The organism is Bradyrhizobium sp. CCBAU 51627 (genome assembly GCF_028128765.1).
Taxonomy (GTDB): Bacteria; Pseudomonadota; Alphaproteobacteria; order Rhizobiales; family Xanthobacteraceae; genus Bradyrhizobium.
In genome coordinates, this window is sequence record NZ_LBJG01000024.1 from 21953 (window position 1) to 40077 (window position 18125).

At 63.2% G+C, this 18125-nt stretch carries 20 protein-coding genes; 18 read left to right on the top strand and 2 right to left on the bottom strand.

Annotation, left to right across the window (positions count from 1 at the left end; all coding sequences use genetic code 11):
- The 17 genes from XH88_RS15070 (at position 1) to XH88_RS15150 (ending at position 14624) form a co-directional block, all read left to right on the top strand.
- Entirely contained in the window at positions 1-1320 is a 1320-nt protein-coding gene (locus XH88_RS15070; RefSeq protein ID WP_271669093.1) for a MotB family protein, read from the top strand.
- Positions 1317-2504 (top strand): chemotaxis protein, encoded by a 1188-nt coding sequence (locus XH88_RS15075; RefSeq protein ID WP_271669094.1) that lies wholly within the window; start codon positions 1317-1319, stop codon positions 2502-2504. Before XH88_RS15070 ends, XH88_RS15075 begins: the two co-directional genes overlap by 4 nt.
- Positions 2501-3841, top strand: a complete 1341-nt coding sequence (gene fliK / locus XH88_RS15080; RefSeq protein WP_271669095.1) for a flagellar hook-length control protein FliK — start codon at positions 2501-2503, stop codon at positions 3839-3841. The genes XH88_RS15075 and fliK overlap by 4 nt, the downstream gene beginning before the upstream one ends.
- On the top strand, positions 3792-4376 hold the full coding sequence (locus XH88_RS15085; protein ID WP_271669096.1) for a transglycosylase SLT domain-containing protein: 585 nt from the start codon (positions 3792-3794) through the stop codon (positions 4374-4376). Before fliK ends, XH88_RS15085 begins: the two co-directional genes overlap by 50 nt.
- 99 nt (positions 4377-4475) lie before the next feature.
- On the top strand, positions 4476-5714 hold the full coding sequence (locus XH88_RS15090; RefSeq protein ID WP_271669097.1) for a flagellar hook protein FlgE: 1239 nt from the start codon (positions 4476-4478) through the stop codon (positions 5712-5714).
- 46 nt (positions 5715-5760) lie between these two features.
- Positions 5761-7236 carry a flagellar hook-associated protein FlgK gene (gene flgK / locus XH88_RS15095; RefSeq protein WP_271669098.1) on the top strand — a complete coding sequence of 492 codons (1476 nt, stop codon included), beginning with the start codon at positions 5761-5763 and terminating at the stop codon, positions 7234-7236.
- 3 nt (positions 7237-7239) lie between these two features.
- Entirely contained in the window at positions 7240-8286 is a 1047-nt protein-coding gene (locus XH88_RS15100; protein WP_271669099.1) for a flagellar hook-associated family protein, read from the top strand.
- Between the two features lie 61 nt (positions 8287-8347).
- Positions 8348-8695, top strand: a complete 348-nt coding sequence (gene flaF, locus XH88_RS15105; protein ID WP_237862721.1) for a flagellar biosynthesis regulator FlaF — start codon at positions 8348-8350, stop codon at positions 8693-8695.
- Positions 8695-9105, top strand: a complete 411-nt coding sequence (gene flbT / locus XH88_RS15110) for a flagellar biosynthesis repressor FlbT (protein WP_271669100.1) — start codon at positions 8695-8697, stop codon at positions 9103-9105. The genes flaF and flbT overlap by 1 nt, the downstream gene beginning before the upstream one ends.
- A 14-nt stretch (positions 9106-9119) precedes the next feature.
- Positions 9120-9545 (top strand): flagellar hook assembly protein FlgD, encoded by a 426-nt coding sequence (flgD, locus tag XH88_RS15115; RefSeq protein WP_271669101.1) that lies wholly within the window; start codon positions 9120-9122, stop codon positions 9543-9545.
- A gap of 2 nt (positions 9546-9547) precedes the next feature.
- Positions 9548-9814 carry a flagellar biosynthesis protein FliQ gene (fliQ, locus tag XH88_RS15120; RefSeq protein ID WP_128964483.1) on the top strand — a complete coding sequence of 89 codons (267 nt, stop codon included), beginning with the start codon at positions 9548-9550 and terminating at the stop codon, positions 9812-9814.
- Between the two features lie 78 nt (positions 9815-9892).
- Positions 9893-11974: a flagellar biosynthesis protein FlhA gene (gene flhA / locus XH88_RS15125; protein ID WP_271669102.1), complete on the top strand. Its 2082-nt coding sequence runs from the start codon at positions 9893-9895 to the stop codon at positions 11972-11974.
- The gene (fliR, locus tag XH88_RS15130; protein ID WP_271669103.1) at positions 11971-12723 is read left to right on the top strand and encodes a flagellar biosynthesis protein FliR; all 753 of its coding nucleotides are present in this window, start codon (positions 11971-11973) and stop codon (positions 12721-12723) included. Before flhA ends, fliR begins: the two co-directional genes overlap by 4 nt.
- A gap of 6 nt (positions 12724-12729) precedes the next feature.
- Entirely contained in the window at positions 12730-13149 is a 420-nt protein-coding gene (locus tag XH88_RS15135) for a hypothetical protein (protein ID WP_271669104.1), read from the top strand.
- Entirely contained in the window at positions 13146-13610 is a 465-nt protein-coding gene (locus tag XH88_RS15140; RefSeq protein ID WP_271669105.1) for a rod-binding protein, read from the top strand. The genes XH88_RS15135 and XH88_RS15140 overlap by 4 nt, the downstream gene beginning before the upstream one ends.
- A gap of 43 nt (positions 13611-13653) precedes the next feature.
- A complete protein-coding gene (locus XH88_RS15145; protein ID WP_271669106.1) occupies positions 13654-14169 on the top strand; it encodes a flagellar biosynthesis protein FlgN in 516 nt (171 codons plus the stop codon).
- Positions 14166-14624: a hypothetical protein gene (locus XH88_RS15150; RefSeq protein ID WP_271669107.1), complete on the top strand. Its 459-nt coding sequence runs from the start codon at positions 14166-14168 to the stop codon at positions 14622-14624. Before XH88_RS15145 ends, XH88_RS15150 begins: the two co-directional genes overlap by 4 nt.
- A gap of 119 nt (positions 14625-14743) precedes the next feature.
- On the opposite strand, the gene XH88_RS15155 is transcribed toward XH88_RS15150, so the two are convergent.
- A complete protein-coding gene (locus XH88_RS15155; RefSeq protein WP_271669108.1) occupies positions 14744-15514 on the bottom strand; it encodes a response regulator transcription factor in 771 nt (256 codons plus the stop codon).
- 812 nt (positions 15515-16326) lie between these two features.
- Between XH88_RS15155 and XH88_RS15160 the strand changes: the two genes are divergently transcribed.
- Positions 16327-17268, top strand: a complete 942-nt coding sequence (locus XH88_RS15160; protein ID WP_271669109.1) for a hypothetical protein — start codon at positions 16327-16329, stop codon at positions 17266-17268.
- A 13-nt stretch (positions 17269-17281) separates the two neighbouring features.
- Here the strand turns inward: XH88_RS15160 and XH88_RS15165 are convergent, their stop codons facing one another.
- Positions 17282-17857: a MarR family winged helix-turn-helix transcriptional regulator gene (locus tag XH88_RS15165; protein ID WP_271669110.1), complete on the bottom strand. Its 576-nt coding sequence runs from the start codon at positions 17855-17857 to the stop codon at positions 17282-17284.
- Positions 17858-18125 lie beyond the last annotated feature (268 nt).

Sequence of the window (18125 nt, forward strand, 5' to 3'; positions counted from 1 at the left end):
ATGGAGGAGGTCAAGCACGAGCTCGTCATCATTCGTCGGCGGAGCGCCTTTGAGGACGAGAAGGCGCACGGCGGCGTCTGGAAGATCGCCTATGCGGACTTCATGACCGCGATGATGGCGTTCTTCCTGGTGATGTGGCTGCTCAACGCGCTCAACCAGGACCAGAAACAGGTGGTCGCGAGCTACTTCAACCCGATCAAGCTCGCCGAGAACGCGCCCGCGCCGAAGGGTCTGAAGGATCTTACCAAGAAGGAGCCGACGACGTTCGACGGTCAGGACGGCAAGCGTCAGCCAGCGGGGCCGAACGAAGAGCGTCGCGGCGACTCGCCGACGGCAGAGAAGCCGCCTTTCTATGAAGAGAAGGTGTTGTTCCGCGATCCCTACGCGACGCTGGCCGAAATCGCGGCGAGCTCGAACCAGGCTTCCGGCCAGCGGCGCGCCGGTGCGCTGACGTCCGTCGAAGAAGACGGCCTCAAGGGCGGCGATGCCTATCGCGACCCGTTCGATCCCGGCTATTGGAAACTCGCGCCCGAGGCTTCGAAGGAAGCCGACCGGATCATGGACGGCGAGCCGAAGCCGACCGCTTCCGCGCGTGACAACCCGGCGGATACAAATCAGGGCGAGCCGCGCCGCGGCAGGACTGATGATGCCGGCGGCAGCGTGGCTCCCGACGCGCAGGCGTCGTCCACGAGCATGTCGCCGCTGCTGCCGCCGGGACCGGCGCCATCATCGGCTGCGCGCGATGGCCGCGTTCAGCCGAACACGCAGGCCAATCTCAAGGCCAACGCGACACCGCAGGCGCGTCCCTCCGATTCGCCGAAGGAGCCCGAGCCGCGCGACACCGCCCAGACCCAGCAGCCGACCGTCAAGCAGCTTCAGTCCGCGATTGCCGATGCGCTGTCGGATATCAAGGCCGGAGCCGGGCCGGTGGCCGAGATTCGCCAGGTCGAGGAGGGGCTGCTGGTGAGCCTGACCGACGATGCAAGCTTCGGCATGTTCGCGGTCGGTTCGGCCGAGCCGCGGCCCGAGCTGGTCCGCGTCATCGACAAGATCGGTCCGATTATCGCGAAGCGTCGCGGCTTGATCATCGTCCGGGGGCACACCGACAATCGTCCATACAAATCGGAGAACTACGACAATTGGCGGCTGTCCACCGCGCGCGCGCAGATGGCGTATTATATGCTCGTTCGCTCCGGCATCGATGCGCAGCGGATCGAACATGTCGAAGGCTATGCCGACAGGCGGCCGAAACTTCCGAACGATCCGGCAGCCGCGCAGAATCGGCGGATCGAGATCCTGATCCGGGAGAAGCGCCCTTGATCAAGTCGTTGCTCCGTGCCGCGCTGCTGATGGTGTTGTCGCTTGCGGCGACGCGCGCATCGGCTGAAGCCGCGCCGCCGCCGTCCGGCCAGCCGTATGAGCTCGTCCGCGCGCTGCAGACCGTGCAAGACGGCATCGCCAATGGCGATACCGCGGCACATGGCAGCCACATCGCGCTGATCCGGCAGATCGGGGAAAAATTTCTTGCCGCCGATCCCAGTCTGTGGAGCAATCCGCAGAACGGCCAGGCGGTTGTGATCTATCTGCTTTCGGGCGGCGCGCCGCAGATCGTCCGCAGGCTGCCGCGCGACAAGATCAATGTCGATGCGCGGCTGTTCGACGGCGCGCTGGCTTATGTCGAGGGTCGTCAGGACGAGGCGAGGGACCTGCTCAAGGACGTCAAGCCGCGCACGATCTCGTCCGGCATGGGCGGGCAGGTGGCGCTGGTCCAGGGCGCGCTGTTCGCTCGTTCCGAGGCCTCGCTCGCGATCGAGCGTCTCGACGACGCGCGCCTGCTGTTGCCCGGCACGCTGGTCGAGGAGGCGGCGCTGCGGCGCGAGATCCTGCTGGTCGGGCAGGCCGAGGATTTCGACAAGTTCGAGTTCCTGACGCTGGCCTATATTCGCCACTATCACAACTCGGTCTATGCCGGCGACTTCTGGCAACGGTTCTCCACGGGCCTGACACAATCAAGCCTTGCCCTGGATGATCGTCGCTTTGCGCGGATCGCGGCGCTGCTCGAACAGGTCGATCGCGCCAGCCGTGTCAAGCTCTATCTGGTGATTGCGCGCGGCGCGCTGATCCGTGGCAAGCTCACTGTCGTCAGACTCGCGGGCGAGCGTGCTCTGACGCTCAGCGCCGATGCCACGGCCGATCGCGAGCGCGCCCATTTCTACCGGGGCGCATCCCGCGCACTTACCGACGAGTATGACGGCGGTTTTGCCGAGCTGAAGGCGCTCGACAGATCGAAGCTGGCCGAGCGCGACATCCTGCTCCTCAACGCAACCCTTCAGCTCGCACTCGACATCCGCAAGCCGATTACAGCCCCGCCCGCGGTCGCGTCGGCCGAAAAACCTCCACTCACGCCGGCGCGGATCGATCTTGCGTCATCCGACGCGACGCTCGCGCGCGCCAGGACGCAGCTCGGCGAACTGGAGCTTCTCACGAGGGATCGCCGTCCATGACCAAGCTTAGTGGAACCTCAGGACAGCTTTTCGCGGGTCTTGCCGAATCCCTAACCCGCGGGGTGTCCCGCTCGACGAAGGGATCGGCAACGACGGGGGCGAAAGCGACCGACGATTCCTCGTTCCACGATCTGCTCCACACCGTTTCGAACATGGCCAAGCGGGCCCTGGACGATCAGCACGGCGACACGACCACCAAGGCCGTTGCTCCGGTGCGCCCGCGCCTCGCCCAGCTTGCTGAGCGCGACACGTCGAAGGACGAGTCGGCGCACGGGCGCGCCGGAGAGACCAAGTCGTCGGGCAAGCAGGATCCGCTTGATCAGTCCGCAAAGGCGGAGGTCCCGAACCGGCCAAGCGTTCCCACGATCATGGGGCAGGAGCTCGCCGTCGCGCCGGCCGTGACGATGCAGGCGCCCCAGCCGTCGACCGAGAAGAAGGAGACATCGGCTCGGGACGAACGTCCCTCCGCAACGAAGCGCGAGGTACTTGGCACCGCAAGCACGACGGCGGCAGATGTCGCGAGATCCGCCGTCATGCCGTCGATCGTCGCACGTTCCGGGACCGATGCATCCGGGTCGCGCCCGCAACCGGCTGCGGACGCGCAGGCCGGCCAGGCGATGCCGCAGGGAAGCGACGTCGAGCCGAAAGGCGTACCCGTGACGCCCGGCTTCGAAGCGGTCGCAGCGAATGTCGAGCGCGCGGCAAAGTCCGCAGGCCGAGACGCGCTGCCCGAGACGACCAAGGTCACGGTGGTTCAGCAGGAGACGCATCTGCCTCCCGTGGCGCAGTTCAGCGCGACCCAGCAGGTCACAAATGCGGTAGTGTCGGAATTGAAAAGTTCGCCCGCGCCCGCTGCATCCGCCTCACCCGATCTCGTGGGCGCCCAGAGCAATTCGCCGGATCAGCCGCTCAGGATCCTCACCGTCAATCTCGAGCCGCCTGATCTCGGCAATGTCACCATGCGCCTCCGTCTCGTCGGCAACGAGGTCTCGGTTCAGCTGGCCGCCGAACGCAAGGACACCAGCACGATGCTGGATCAGCAGCGCGACCAGATCCGCGACCTGATGCAGTCGGCAGGCTATGTGGCCGACGTCGCGCCGGTGCAGCATGGCTCGCTCGACGGCTTCCAGTCTGGATCCGGCCAGTCGCAACCGCAGCTCTCGGGCCAGCAACAGCAATCATCCCAGTCGCAAGGCGCGTTCGGCGGCGCCGGCACGTCGTCCGGTCAGTCGGACGGCGGAGCCAGGCAAGCCCGGCAGGAACAGCAGCTTAACCAGGAGGCACGCCATGATCAGGACGTGGCGCCGCAGATTCGTCGCGGCCCTGTTTATCTGTAGCGCCGGCTCCGCCGCGGCGGCGACGACAGACCCCGCGCGCTCCTGCGAGCGCGAGATGGCGCGTGCCTCGCAGCAGCACGGGATTCCGCTCGGCATTCTCTATGCCGTCGGCCTCACCGAGACCGGCAGGCGCGGCGCGCTCTATCCCTACGCGCTCGGTGCCGAAGGACAGACCGTGTTCGCCAGGGACCTGGATGACGCGATCGCGAATTTCGAAGCGATGCGAGCCAAGGGCATCAAGCTGATCGATCTCGGTTGCATGCAGATCAACCATTATTTTCACGGCGACAAATTTCCATCGGTGCGGGCGATGTTCGATCCGGCCAAGAACGTCGACTATGCCGCGCGCTTCCTGAAAGAGCTGAAGCAGCGCGAGGGGAGCTGGACCATGGCGGTGGCCCGCTACAATGCCGGCCCCAACAATCAGCCGGCGCAGAAGCGCTACGTCTGCCACATCGTCGCGCATCTCGTTTCCAGCGGCTTCGGCGCATGGACCGACAAGGCGCGCTCGTTCTGCCAACCCAAGATGACGTGAAATGACGAAGCGCATCAAGTTGTGCATCGCCAGCAACCATCAGCCCCGCGCAAGCAAGACCCCCCATTGTAATTTCAATCTGCCAAAGGAGCCCACTACATGAGCCTGTATGGTGTTATGCGCACCGGCGTTTCCGGAATGAACGCGCAGTCCAACAAGCTGTCGACGGTCTCGGACAACATCGCGAACGTCAACACGGTTGGCTACAAGCGGGCTTCGACGGAATTCTCTTCGCTGATCCTGAAGAGCGGTTCCGGCAATTACGACTCCGGCGCGGTCGAGACCACGGTCCGTTACGCCATCACCGATCGCGGCAATCTCCAGTTCACGACCTCGGCGACGGACCTCGCGGTCCAGGGCAACGGCTTCTTCGTCGTGCGGGACGCCAACGGCAACAACTTCCTTACCCGTGCCGGCTCGTTCGTGCCTGACAGCACGGGCAATCTCGTCAACACCGCCGGCTTCCAGTTGATGGGCTACAACATCCAGAACGGCGCCGCGCCCAACGTTGCAGCCAACGGTTTCGGCAATCTCCAGGTCATCAACGTCAATCAGATGGCGCTCCAAGCTTCGGCCTCGACCAAGGCGACGGTTGCCGCCAACCTGGCGCCGAGCGCCACCAACCTTACGGCTCCGGCAGGCCCAGCCAATTATACGTCCAAGACGTCAATGGTGACTTACGACAATATCGGCAATGCCGTGACGCTTGACGTTTATATGGCCCAGACTGCAACGGACACCTGGGATATCCAGGTCTATCAGGGAGGGTCGCTGCTCGCGCCGACCGGCCCCAGTACCACGTTCACCTTTGACACGACTGCGGCCGGCAAGGGTGCACTGGCCGCAGCGAGCACGAAGTCGCTCTCGTTCAACGTCCCCAGTGCCGGCGGTTCGACCTACCCCTTCACGATCGATCTCTCGGCCATGACCCAGGTCGCCTCCAGCTTCGACTTCAAGGCGACAGTCGACGGCAATGCGCCGTCCGCCGTCGACAAGGTCAGCATCGACTCCAAGGGTGTGGTCACCGCGGTGCTCAAGAACGGCACCCAGTTGCCGAGCTTCCAGGTCGCGCTCGCCACCGTACCGAGCCCGGACCATCTGACGCCCGAAGTCGGCAACGTCTATTCGCCGAACCTTGACTCCGGAAACGTGCAGGTCGGCCTCGCCGGCCAGGGCGGTCTCGGAACCATCCAGTCGGGCGCGCTGGAGGATTCCAACGTCGATCTCGCCAACGAATTGACCTCGATGATCGAGGCGCAGCGCGGCTTCACCGCGAACTCGAAATCGTTCCAGACCGGCGCCGATCTGCTCGACGTCGTCGTCAACCTGAAGCGCTGAGTCCCTCAGCGCCGTTTGTGGGCAAGAGAACGTTCAAGAGCACGCCATGTCCCTTACATCAGCCCTCGACTCCGCCCGCTCTTCGCTTATGGCGTCGGGCATCCAGTCGTCGACCATCTCGCGCAACATTGCCGGCGCCAGCACGACCGGCTATTCGCGCAAGATCACCGTGCTGGACAATCTTCCCGGCGCCGGCGTCTATGTGGCGGCGATCCAGCGCGCGGCCTCGTCGGGCCTGTACAGCAACGTCCTGACCGCAACCTCCGCGGCGGCCACGCAGAGCGCGATCTATGACGGTCTCCAGAAGATCGCGTCCGCCACGGTGGATGATCCGCAACTCGACCAGTCGCCGACCGCCCAACTCAATGCGCTGAAGCAGGCGTTGCAGCAATACGCCAACGCGCCTGACAACACCACGCTGGCGCAGGCGGCCGTTACCTCCGCCAAGGACATGGCGACCGCGCTCAACCAGGCGAGCCAGACCGTGCAGTCGGTCCGCGAAGGCGCGGATGCCGACATGAACATATCGGTCCAGAACATCAACCAGTTGCTCTCCCAGTTCCAGACCGTCAACACGGCGATCGTGAAGGGAACGATCTCCGGCGACGACGTGACCGATTATCTCGACCAGCGCGACAACATCGTCTCGAAGCTGTCGCAGGAGGTCGGCGTCACGATGTCGATCCGCACCAACGGCGATGCCGCGCTCTACACCGACAGCGGCGTGGTGCTGTTCGACAAGACCGCGCGCACCGTCAGCTTCGCCCCGACCACCTCCTATTCGGCCAACTTCACGGGCAATGCGGTCTTCATCGACGGCGTGCCCGTGACCGGCGCCAATTCCGTGATGCCGATCAAGTCCGGCAAGCTGGCCGGTCTCGCCCAGTTGCGCGACAACGACACGGTCACCTATCAGAGTCAGCTCGACGAAATCGCCCGCGGCCTGATCAATGCCTTCAAGGAGAGCGATCAATCGGGCGCGTCGCTGCCCGACGTTCCCGGCCTCTTCACCTATCCCGGCGCGCCGGCGATGCCGGCGAGCGCCACCGTCTCGGTGGGTCTCGCCGCCACGATCTCGGTTGCGGCATCGGTCGACCCGGCGCAGGGTGGCAACCCCAATCTGCTGCGCGACGGTGCGATCAGCGGCAACGTCGCCTACAAATACAATACAGCGGGCAACGGAGGCTATTCGACACGGCTTCAGCAGCTCATCGGCAACATGGATGCCTCGCAGCCGTTCGATGCCACGACGCAAGGCAAGCCAAATGGCAGCTTGATCGACTACGCATCGTCATCGACGAGCTGGATCGAAAACCAGCGCAAGACAGCCAACGACAACTCCCAGTATCAGAACACACTGCTCAACCGCAGCACGACGGCGCTGTCGAACGTCAGCGGCGTCAACATGGACGACGAGATGTCGTTGATGCTCCAGGTCGAGCGGACCTATTCGGCGTCGTCGAAGATCATTTCGACCGTCGATCAGATGATGCAGAGCCTGCTGGCCGCCGTGGGGAATTAAGTCATGATGAGCGCAAACTACATTTCCACCCTGATGTTGTCTTCGTCATTGAGGTATTCGATCACGAACAACCAGGCTGCGCTGAGCAAGGCCTCGACGGAAGCAACCACCGGCCGCTTCGCCGATGTCGGCCTCGAACTCGGGGCCACGACGGGCGGCGACGTCACCCTGCGGGCGGACCTGAACTTCGCCGACCAGCTGGTCGACACCAACGGGCTGGTCGCGGGACGTCTGGATGTGACCCAGGACCGCATCACCCAACTCAGCACGACCGCGACGGATTTCCTCAAGGATCTGATCGCAGCCCGCAGCACCGACGGCGGTGGGCGGATCATCCTGCCGCCTGCGTCCTCCAACCTCCAGGATCTGATCGGTGCGCTGAACATCTCCTACAACGGCTCGTATCTGTTCTCGGGCATCAACACACAGACCCAGCCGATCACGGCTTACACCGCCGGCTCGGCCAGCAAGAACCAGGTCGACAGCGACTTCCTCGCGGCGTTCGGCTTCTCGCAATCCTCGGCCAGCGTGAGCAGCATTACCCCGGCCCAAATGCAGACGTTTCTCAACACCAGCTTCGACGCCGAATTCACGAGCCCGGCCTGGAACACCAACTGGTCGACGGCCACCGACCAGGTCATGCAAAGCCGCATCTCGACCACCGAGATCGCCGATACGTCCGTCAGCGCCAACCAGATCGGCTTCCGCAAGCTCGCCGAGGCCTACACCATGATGGCCGATCTCGGGAACGCGAACCTGAATCAATCGACCTTCCAGGTGGTCGTCGACAAGGCCATCGGCCTCGTCGGCAGCGCCATCACCGACCTTGCTGCGCTCGGCGGCAGCGTCGGCACGGTCCAGCAGCGGATCACCACCGCGACCGACAAGCTCAAGACGCAGAAGGATATTCTGAGCAATCAGATCGTCGGCATGGAGAAGGTCGATCCGGCGGAAGCCTCGACGCGGGTCAATGCCTTGCAGACCCAGATCCAGACCGCGCTCGCGCTGACATCGCAGCTCCAGAAGATCAGCCTGATCAACTATCTCTGAGCTCCGGCGACGGTCGCTCTCAATTCAGTTTCCTGCAATATCCTGCGCAGAGTTGGTCCGCATGACGTTTGAAGCCTACGAGACGGTCGTTGAAGACAGCGGGTACGAGGCGCGAGGGCGCGAGCGCCAGGCGCTCAGCCTCGGCATCGACCGGTTGGAGCGGCTCCAGAAGGAGCAGCGCTTCAGCATCGAGGACCAGGTTCAGAGCCTGCTCTACGTCCGGAGGCTATGGACCATCTTCATCGAGGATCTCGCCCACCCGGAGAACGGGCTGCCCGAGCAACTGCGTGCCGATATCATCTCCATCGGCCTGTGGGTGGTCAAGGAAGCCGATCGTCTGCGTGAAGAACGATCGAACGACGTGATGCAGCTCGTCGAAATCAACCGCCTGATCCGAGACGCGCTTTAATGAAGATTTCCCTGCGGGCCGGTGAACGAATCTACATCAACGGTGCGGTGCTGCGCGTGGATCGCAAGGTCTCGCTCGAGCTCGTCAACGACGTGATGTTCCTGCTCGAAGGGCAGGTGATGCAGGCCTCCGACGCCACCACGGCGATGCGCCAGCTCTATTTCATCGTCCAGCTCATGCTGATGAACCCGACTGACATCGCCGCCGCGGCCTCGCTCTATGCGCAGCACCACGCGGCACTTCTCGCGGTTTGCGAGAACCGCGAGATGCTGGACGGTCTCGCGGCGATCGACGAGATGGTCGGCGGCACCCGTTACTTCGAGGCGCTGAAGCGGATCCGAGCGCTGTTTCCGCTGGAGCAGGCGATCCTTGCCGGCGCCACCACGGAATCCCCATTCAAGGCGGCCTGACAGCGGAGAGCCACATGAACGTCACCAGCGCGACCGATACCACGAGCACGAATTCGACCGGCTCAACGTCATCCACCGGCTTGACCTCGTCGAGCAACGGCGTCGACTATAACACCTTCCTTCAGCTCCTCATCGCCGAGATGAAGAACCAGGATCCGACCAATCCGACGGATACCTCGCAATATATGAGCCAGTTCGCCCAGCTCTCGACGGTCGAGCAGGCGATGCAAACCAATACCAAGCTGGATTCGCTGCTGTCCTCCCAGTCCTTGTCGCAGGCGGACGGGCTGATCGGGAAGACCGTCAGCTTCACCGACTCGACCGGAGCGGCCTTCACCGGCAAGGTCGCCTCGATCTCGATCAACAGCAACGGCTCCGTCGCGACCCTCCAGGACGGCACCAAGGTTGCGGTCGGCCCTGGCCTCACGATCAGCGGCTAGCGATGAACGAGCGGGACGCGCTCGACATCGTCCAGGCGGCGATCTGGACCATCCTCGTCGCCTGCGGACCCGCAGTCGGCGCGGCGATGCTGGTCGGCATCCTGATCGCACTGATCCAGGCCCTGACCCAGATCCAGGAGGCGACGCTGACCTTCGTTCCGAAGATCATCGTCATTCTCGTTGTCGTGGCCATCTCCGGCTCCTTCATCGGTGCGCATCTCTCCACTTTTACCGAAATGGTCTATTCGCGGATTGAGCACGGGTTCTGATCCGTGGAGGGCCCGGCCACCACCTTCGCGTAAGCTTTGCGGGGCAGATTGCGGGGCGGACCCTGCTTCCGGTGACCCATGGCCGATACGTTAGCTGCTAGCCTGCCGAACCCGCGACGCTTCGGCGCGGACGCCTTCTTCGCGGGCGGCATCGTGACCATGCTCACGATCCTGTTCCTGCCGATTCCTCCTGTTCTGATCGACCTCGGCCTTGCCTTCTCGATCGCGCTGTCCGCGCTTATTCTCATGGTTGCGCTGTGGATCCAGCGGCCGCTCGACTTCTCGGCCTTTCCCACCGTGCTCCTGATCGCGACGATCCTGCGTCTGGCGCTGAACATCGCGACCACCCGCCTGATCCTGTCCCGAGGCGGGGAGGGCGAGCAGGCCGCAGGCCACGTCGTCGCCGGTTTCTCGAAATTCGTCATGGGCGGCGACTTCGTCATCGGTCTGATCATCTTCGCGATCTTGGTCACGGTGAATTTCGTCGTGATCACCAAGGGTGCGACCCGCATCGCGGAAGTCGGCGCCCGCTTCACCCTGGATGCCATCCCCGGCAAGCAGATGGCGATCGACGCTGATCTGTCTGCGGGTCTGATCGACGACAAGGAGGCTCAGCGCCGGCGCCGCGAGCTCGAGGAAGAGAGCGCATTCTTCGGTGCGATGGACGGTGCCTCGAAGTTCGTCCGTGGCGATGCCATCGCCGGCTTGATCATCACTGCGATCAACATTTTCGGCGGCATCATCATCGGCGTCACCCATCATGGGCTGACTTTGTCGCGCGCCGCCGACGTCTACACCAAGCTCTCGGTCGGCGACGGCCTGGTGTCGCAGATGCCGGCGCTGATCGTGTCGCTGTCGGCGGGACTTCTGGTGTCCAAGGGCGGCACCAGGGGCTCGGCCGAGCAGGCGGTGCTGCGGCAGCTCGGCGGGTATCCGCGCGCCGTGTCAGCGGCTTCCTTGATGATGTTCGTGCTCGCGTTGATGCCGGGGCTGCCGATGCCGCCCTTCGTGCTCCTTGGCAGCGTCATGGCCTTCGTCGGTTACTCGCTGCCGAAGCGGCAGGCGGCTGCGAAGCAGAAGGAAGACGCGCGCAAGGCCGAAGAGCGCGCGCAGAACGAAGTCAAGGAATCCGTCAAGGAATCGCTCAAGACCGCCGAGATAGAGCTGTCGCTCGGCAGCCATCTGTCGGTTCATCTGCTCGGTTCGCGCAACGAGCTGGCCCACCGCGTCAGCAAGATCCGCAAGAAATTCGCCAAGCAGTACGGTTTCGTCATTCCCGAGATCAAACTGTCGGACAATCTATCGATCGATCCCAAGGGCTACCAGATCCGCATCCACGACACCCGTGTCGCCCACGGCGAGCTCAGGATCGGCGAGGTGCTGGTGCTGGTGGACAAGGACGGCAAGCCCGACGTGCCCGGTGACGAGGTGATCGAACCCGCGTTCGGCATGAAGGCGCTGTGGGTGACGGAAGCCTTCACCGAAGAGGTCAAGCGGCAGGGCTGCAAGCCGGTCGACAATCTGTCGGTGCTGCTTACGCATCTAAGCGAAGTGCTCAGGGCGAATCTCTCCCAGCTTCTGTCCTACAAGGACATGCGCGGACTGCTTGATCGGCTCGAGCCCGAGTACAAGCGTCTGGTCGACGACCTCTGCCCATCGCAGATCTCCTATTCCGGTCTGCTGGCGATCCTGAAGATCCTGCTGGGCGAGCGGGTGTCGATCCGGAACCTTCATCTGATCCTTGAAGCGATTGCCGAGATTGCGCCCCACGTGCGGCGCTCCGAGCAGGTTGCCGAGCATGTGCGGATGCGCCTGGCCCAGCAGATCTGCGGCGACCTCTCCGACAACGGCGTGCTCAATGTCCTTCGTCTCGGCAACCGTTGGGATCTCGCCTTCCACCAGAGCCTGAAGCGCGACGGCAAGGGTGATGTCGTCGAGTTCGATGCCGATCCGCGGCTGATCGAGCAGTTCGCCACCGAAGCGAGCGCCGCGATCCGGAAATTCACCGAAGACGGCACCAGCGTGGTGCTGGCGGTGACCCCGGAAGCGCGCCCCTTTGTCCGCATGATTCTCGAGCGTGTGTTCCCGACATTGCCGGTCCTCTCGCATGTCGAGGTCGCCCGCAGCGCCGAGATCCAGGCGCTCGGAGCCATTTCGTGATCAGCGGCCTCGCCGACAGCGTGCTCGCCACGTTCATCGTATTCTGCCGTATCGGTGCCTGCCTGATGTTGGTGCCGGGCTATTCCAGCGTGAACGTCCCGCCGCAGATCCGCCTGTTCGTCGCGCTGGTCACGACGTTCGCGCTGACGCCGATCCTGCTTTCGATCCTGAAGCCGCTCGTGGATGACGCCTCGCCACCGACGCTGGCGCTGCTGATCGGCACCGAGTTGCTGGTCGGCAGCGTCATCGGCCTTGGCGGGCGTGTGTTCTTCCTCGCGCTCCAGACCATGCTCGCCGTGATGACGAGCGCGATCGGCCTGAGCAGCATCCCGGGCACGCCGGTCGGGGACACCGATCCGGCGCCCCCCGTGGTGCCGCTGATGATGGCCGCCGTCACCACGCTGTTCTTCCTGACCGACCAGCACTGGCAGGTCCTGCGCGGGTTGATGAACTCCTACGACGTTTGGCACCCCGGAGAGAAGTTGAGCGGCGAGATGGCACTGAACCAGCTCGTGAACCGACTGACGGACGCGTTCGTGCTGACACTCCGGATCACCAGCCCCTTCATCGTCTACTCCATCGTCGTCAATTTCTCGATCGGTCTCATCAACAAGTTGACGCCGGCGATTCCGGTCTATTTCGTCTCGGTGCCGTTCGTCCTGTTCGGCGGATTCCTGCTGCTCTACCTCACCAGCGATGAATTGCTGACGCAGTTCATGCTCGGCTTGTCGTCCTGGCTGGCGGGGTGATCGGCTATGGAATCGCGCGCGGACAAGCTCAGTCGCATCGTCTCGCTGGTGAAGCTCCAGCTGCGGCTGTCTGAATGGCAGCTCGCGCAATTGCGGCAGCAGCAGCAGGCCATGCAGGATGAGCAGGCGTGGCTGGTGGGAACTCTGAACGAAGGCAAGGCGCCGGCGGGATCGTCGAGCGCCTCGATCGCCCGGCGCCTCAACAGGACGAGCGTCGGCGCAAGCGCCGTGCAGGAGCGGGCTTCGATGCAACTCGACAAGGTCCGCTCGGAGACGCGCCGCGTAAAGCAGCTCGAGGAGGTCGCCAAGGTGGCGCTCGCCCACAAGGTGCGCGACGCCGAGAAGCGGTCGCTCGAGGACATGACGGGGACATACGCCGCCGTGCGCGATTTGACGCGGCGGCCAGCCAGCCGGAACGAGACATGATCGTGACACCGACATCCGACCTCGTTCTCGACGTCCTCGACGCGGCCGATCCTGTGGCGCAACGCGCGGCAACGGCGAAACTCGATGCGCTGAAATCGTCGAATACCGATTTTGCCGCCACGATGGACGCGGCCAGCAAGGCGGCAGATCAATCGACCGCAAGCGTCGCCGAGGCGCAATCGGGCCTGGTGAACGGGCCACCGGTGCAGGTGATCAAGAAGCCCGGCCCCGACGAGGTCTATCGCAAGTTCGAAGCCTTCATCCTCCAGACCTTCGTCGAAACGATGCTACCGAAGGAGTCGGAGGAAGTATTTGGCAAGGGCACAGCCGGCGGCATCTGGAAATCGATGCTGGCCGAGCAGCTTGGCGCCCAGCTTGCGAAGGGCAAGGGGATCGGAATTGCCAAGCAGCTCGCGGCCGCGCATCCGGCGCGCCCGGATGCGACGGGCAAGGCCGGATGATGAATCCAGACATAGATGACGAAAGTTGAGGGGTGAATTTGCTATGCAGGTAGAACAATGTGCGACGGCCCCGGTGATGGAGCAGCCGGTCGTGGACATCGAGGTCGAGGTTGCGCCGGGCGGGGTTCTGCTGCCCGCCCTCCTGCCTAGTGGCAGCGACGTGACACCCGACGATGCTGAAGCGGCAGGGGCGGAGGCGACGCGGTCCGAGGAGATCCGCGGCCTGCTGGCCGCGATTCGGCGGCTCGAAACCATCGTCGTGGAAGAGACCACTGCGCTCACGACAGGGCAGAAGGTCGATTTCGATGACTTCAGCGCCCGGAAAAGCCGAAGCATGCTCGAATTCGTCCGCCTGATGCGGGCTCGGATGCATCTCGGCGGTGAAACCGAGATCACCGAGGAAATCCGCCGGCTGCGCGAGAAGCTGGAGCGAAATCGCTCTCTCCTCGAGATGCACTACGACGCGGTGCGCGAGGTCGCGGCCATTATCGTCAAGGCGATCAAGGATGCCGAGTCGGACGGCACCTATACCGGTCGTGCAGCGCGAGATACAAAATGATCAAGCTGGTGCTGGCCGGGCTCTGGGTTTGCATCCTCACCGCGGGCACGAGCTACGGCGTGGCCTATTGGAAGGAAAACGGCAGCCTGCTGCCCGCCAAGGACGAATATCTCGACGGGCTGCAGTACCAGAAGACGCGGGCGCTGAGCGTGCCTATGGTCGAGGGCGGCGCCGTGCAGGGCTACATCGTCGCGCGCTTCGTCTACACAGTAGAGGCGAAGATCATGCACCAGCTCACCGTTCCACCGGAGCCGTTCGTCGTGGATGAGGCCTTTCGCAGGATCTATGCGGATGAGCGCCTCGATTTCAGGAAGCTCGCCCGCTACGACCTTTCCATCCTCACCACTGCGATCAAGCAGCGCGTCAACGAGCGGATGCAGGCCGATGTCGTCCAGGACGTGCTGGTCGAGGATTTCAACTACGTCTCCAAGGAAGAATTCCAGCAGAAGCCGTAACGCGACGGGCCGCGAAGCCGCGCCTGCGCAACGACATTTCTGCTCCCAATAGCAAACCGGCCTCTGCGGAATCTCCCGCAGAGGCCGGTCGTCGTTTGCGAGCCTTGCGCTCTGGCGCGTCAGTTGCCGGCCGGGTACGCCGCTTGGGCGGCATGGGCCCGGTTCAGCAGGATGCCGACCTCATCGAGGTCCTGCATCGGCTCGTCGATGGTCTCGTTGGCGGGGATATTGAGCCGGTACCCGACATAGCGCCGTGCCACGATGGCGTCGAAACCGAGGCGGTCACGGAGCTTCTTGCGCAGCTTGCTGACGTGGCTCTCGATCACGCTCTCGTCGAAAGTTGACTCGAAGATGCCGTAGACCGCGTTGAAGATCTGCGTCTTGGTAATCCACTTGCCGTGGTTGCTGACCATATACTCGAGGATGCGGAGCTCGCGGCGCGGCAAGGTCAGGGCGTGGCCTGCGATCTCGGGATCACGTCCATTGAAGAAGACCTGGATCCTGGTCTCGCAGGGCCTCGGCAACTCGCCCACCCGGCGGCGTGCGATCGCGGCCGTTCGAGCGAGGATCTCACGCAGGTGAATCGGAACGTGCACGACGTCGTCGACGCCCGATTCGAACAGCTCCAGCGTGTTCTTGAGCATCTTCTGGCCGCTCATCGCGATGATCGGAGCCGCGGACCGCTTGCGCATCGCCCGTGGCAAGCTTCCGCGGGCATCGCACTCCCCCAGAAGGAAGGCATCGACGGCTGCGAGGTCCGATTCGTTCGCGGAATGCAGCCAGTCCCAGAATTCTCCGGAGGAGAAGCCGATCGACGACACGCCCTCGCGAACGAGCCCTCCTACGTAGCTGTTCGTGACGCTCTCGCGATCATCAACGATAATATACATCAGTCAGTCGCCCCTGTTTCGCACTTGCCGCGGCCGGGAGGTTTATTGTGATGCCCCGGCTCGGCAGCCATGCTGTTTGACGATATTTCCCTCCCGCGAACCGTTGTTATGGTTTCGATATTCGCGGGCAGCCCTACGCATTCAGTGCCTGCGTGAGCAGGCCTGCTACTTCGACTCGATACTGAACGCTTACTGTGTGAAGCCCGGCGGGTGTCTTACGGATCACCTTGCGGGGCGGATTGAGAAAGCGACCTGGTACAGTGGCGTCACGTTGCATATCGCGTCCGAACACTACTGAACTCAGTCGATCTCCTCGCCAACGGGCGAGAATCACTTGATGTAGACCGTAACAATTGCCGATTTCCGATCAAGCGTGCGAAACAAAGCGTTTGCTACGTGTGCTTGATGCTGTTGATTCGTTTCCGGTTGTTTCTTTGTGTGTCGTTCCGCATCAGTTGATTTCAAATCCAAACTAGTTTTGCACCGTGACGGTTATAAAGTTCCATATGCCCGTACAAATACAGCTATTTTTGGTAGTGCTGTCGGATCGTCGCAGTGAGGGGTTTTCAACCCCGGATTGACTCTCCTGGCCGCGCAGCTTCGTGCGACAATTCGACTCATGTGCAGCGACGCGACTCCAACTTGGCGAAATCTTGGCGAGGGTGTGTCTTTCGAGTCGCACTTTTGCCTCACGCTCGATGCGTCTGACTCGCCCGCGATCATTCGCGGCGAAGAGTTTTCGATGCGCACGTTTCAGGCAAGCTTCACCAACTAGCTTCGCTCGAAGATCGAAACGAACGGAGCATTTTCAAATGTCGTCCGATGGAAAAGCGCGTCCCGCCGAAGCTGCGGATATGTCCGCTACGGCGAAGCCCGCTCCGGAAGTGCGCGACACGAAGCTCAACACGAATGCGCGCGCGGCCAGGCCTGCAACGGGCGCGAAGCCCGCATCGGCGTCGAGCGACGAAGTTGCAGCTAAAGAAGCGCTGGAGGGACTGAAGCGCATTCGCGCCAAGGCGCGTCTGGACAAGATGGCGATACCGAAGCCCGTGCCGACGGTGATCAAGCCGGCCGTGATCGTGGCCAAGCCGCCGCCGCCGCGTCCGACCTGGGTCGCGCCGCTCGCGACGTTGGCGGTTGCCGCCATCCTGGTCGTCTGCGCCTGCACCGGCGTTATCGCCTATCTCGCCACGCAGCCGAGCCAGACCAATGTCGCGGCGAATGCGGAGATCAGGAATCTGCGCGACACGGTCGCGCAGCTGCGCAAGCAATTGTCTGGGGTCTCCGAAAATCTCGATGGTCTGCGCACGGCAGTCGATCAGTCGAGCAAGGCAACAAGTGATCGCTTCGGCCGGTTTGCCGAAAATCTCGATCGCATCGAGCGGGTGAGCTCGTCGTCGACGGCGAAGCTCGACAGGCTGGCTCAGGCCCAGGTCCAGCCGCCGCCTCCCGTCGCGGCTCAGCCGCTTTCGCCGCCACCGGCGATGCCGATGATGGCCTCGATCACCGTGCCCGAAACCACCGGGTCGGTATCGCCGGTCGACCGCAGCTCGGTACCACGAAAGACGGTCAAGGGTTGGTCAGTGCGCCAGGCCTATGAAGGTATCGCGATTCTTCAGGGGCCAAACGGTGTCGTCGAGGCCGTACTCGGCCAGCAGGTCCCGAGCCTCGGCCGCATCGAGGAAATCAGGAACGAGAACGGCCGCCTGGTCGTGGAAACCAGCGGAGGCGTGGTCTATTCGGCGCGCAGGTGAGAGGCCGATAATGCTATTGGCGATGATGTTCGTAGCTGGTGCATAGCAGATCGACCTCAGTCTCCGCGATCGGTGCGCGAAACAGGCGGCAGGTGAACTCGGCCGTCTTGTTCTCGGAGCTGGTGCGATCCTCCCGAAGGAAGATGCATCGCTTGCAGACGTCGGTGTGGTGCCGCTGTTCGGCGGCATCCGCCTGGTCGAGCACGTGTCGCAAGATGTCGCGAAGGCGGATCTTGCTGTCCTCCTCGAGGACGGCGATGGCCTCGACCAGGCCATTCACAGGATCGCGCGCCAGAAACTTCTTGCCCTGCAGCGTCACACTCAGCATCACCGAGCGCTTGTCCTTGGCGGAGCGCTTCCGTTCCAGATAGCCGAGCCGCTCGAGCTCGCCGATGATGAATGAGGCGGTGCCGCGCGTGGTGCCGACATAGCTCGCCAGCGCCGACGGCGTCCTGGAGAAGCGGTTGGCACGCGAGAGGAAACGCAATGCCATCCACTCGCGGTCGCGCATGCCGTGCTTGGTGCCTTCGAACCAGAGGATTTGCGCCACCTGTCCCAGTAATTCAATCGCTTCGCGAGCCAAATTCATATCGGTGCCAGATCGGATAAAGCTTTATTCAATTGAGCCTTTGGGGCGCGATCGCTGCGGGTCACAGTGGAGCTGTCGAAGACAATTGCCGCGCTTGGAAGACACTTCTCCGTTCTGGAGATGGAACATTCGGGAGTGGAACTAGAGCGCCGCGAAGAAAGTTCGAGTAAATATGACGGTTCGACTGATCTGAAAATTTCAGTCAAATGGCGCGGGCTCGCGTCCGATTGTCGGGCGCTGTGCTGTGCCTGAGCGACATCATGTGTCG

Bases quoted from the DNA above. Each gene is read 5' to 3' on its own strand.
- flgD (WP_271669101.1), top strand. From the start codon at position 9,120: ATGAACGTCACCAGCGCGACCGATACCACGAGCACGAATTCGACCGGC.
- flgK (WP_271669098.1), top strand. From the start codon at position 5,761: ATGTCCCTTACATCAGCCCTCGACTCCGCCCGCTCTTCGCTTATGGCG.
- flaF (WP_237862721.1), top strand. From the start codon at position 8,348: ATGACGTTTGAAGCCTACGAGACGGTCGTTGAAGACAGCGGGTACGAG.
- flhA (WP_271669102.1), top strand. From the start codon at position 9,893: ATGGCCGATACGTTAGCTGCTAGCCTGCCGAACCCGCGACGCTTCGGC.
- XH88_RS15140 (WP_271669105.1), top strand. From the start codon at position 13,146: ATGATCGTGACACCGACATCCGACCTCGTTCTCGACGTCCTCGACGCG.
- fliQ (WP_128964483.1), top strand. From the start codon at position 9,548: ATGAACGAGCGGGACGCGCTCGACATCGTCCAGGCGGCGATCTGGACC.
- XH88_RS15090 (WP_271669097.1), top strand. From the start codon at position 4,476: ATGAGCCTGTATGGTGTTATGCGCACCGGCGTTTCCGGAATGAACGCG.
- XH88_RS15100 (WP_271669099.1), top strand. From the start codon at position 7,240: ATGATGAGCGCAAACTACATTTCCACCCTGATGTTGTCTTCGTCATTG.
- XH88_RS15155 (WP_271669108.1), bottom strand. From the start codon at position 15,514: ATGTATATTATCGTTGATGATCGCGAGAGCGTCACGAACAGCTACGTA.
- XH88_RS15150 (WP_271669107.1), top strand. From the start codon at position 14,166: ATGATCAAGCTGGTGCTGGCCGGGCTCTGGGTTTGCATCCTCACCGCG.
- XH88_RS15135 (WP_271669104.1), top strand. From the start codon at position 12,730: ATGGAATCGCGCGCGGACAAGCTCAGTCGCATCGTCTCGCTGGTGAAG.
- XH88_RS15085 (WP_271669096.1), top strand. From the start codon at position 3,792: ATGATCAGGACGTGGCGCCGCAGATTCGTCGCGGCCCTGTTTATCTGT.
- fliK (WP_271669095.1), top strand. From the start codon at position 2,501: ATGACCAAGCTTAGTGGAACCTCAGGACAGCTTTTCGCGGGTCTTGCC.
- XH88_RS15145 (WP_271669106.1), top strand. From the start codon at position 13,654: ATGCAGGTAGAACAATGTGCGACGGCCCCGGTGATGGAGCAGCCGGTC.
- XH88_RS15160 (WP_271669109.1), top strand. From the start codon at position 16,327: ATGTCGTCCGATGGAAAAGCGCGTCCCGCCGAAGCTGCGGATATGTCC.
- XH88_RS15070 (WP_271669093.1), top strand. From the start codon at position 1: ATGGAGGAGGTCAAGCACGAGCTCGTCATCATTCGTCGGCGGAGCGCC.
- flbT (WP_271669100.1), top strand. From the start codon at position 8,695: ATGAAGATTTCCCTGCGGGCCGGTGAACGAATCTACATCAACGGTGCG.
- XH88_RS15165 (WP_271669110.1), bottom strand. From the start codon at position 17,857: ATGAATTTGGCTCGCGAAGCGATTGAATTACTGGGACAGGTGGCGCAA.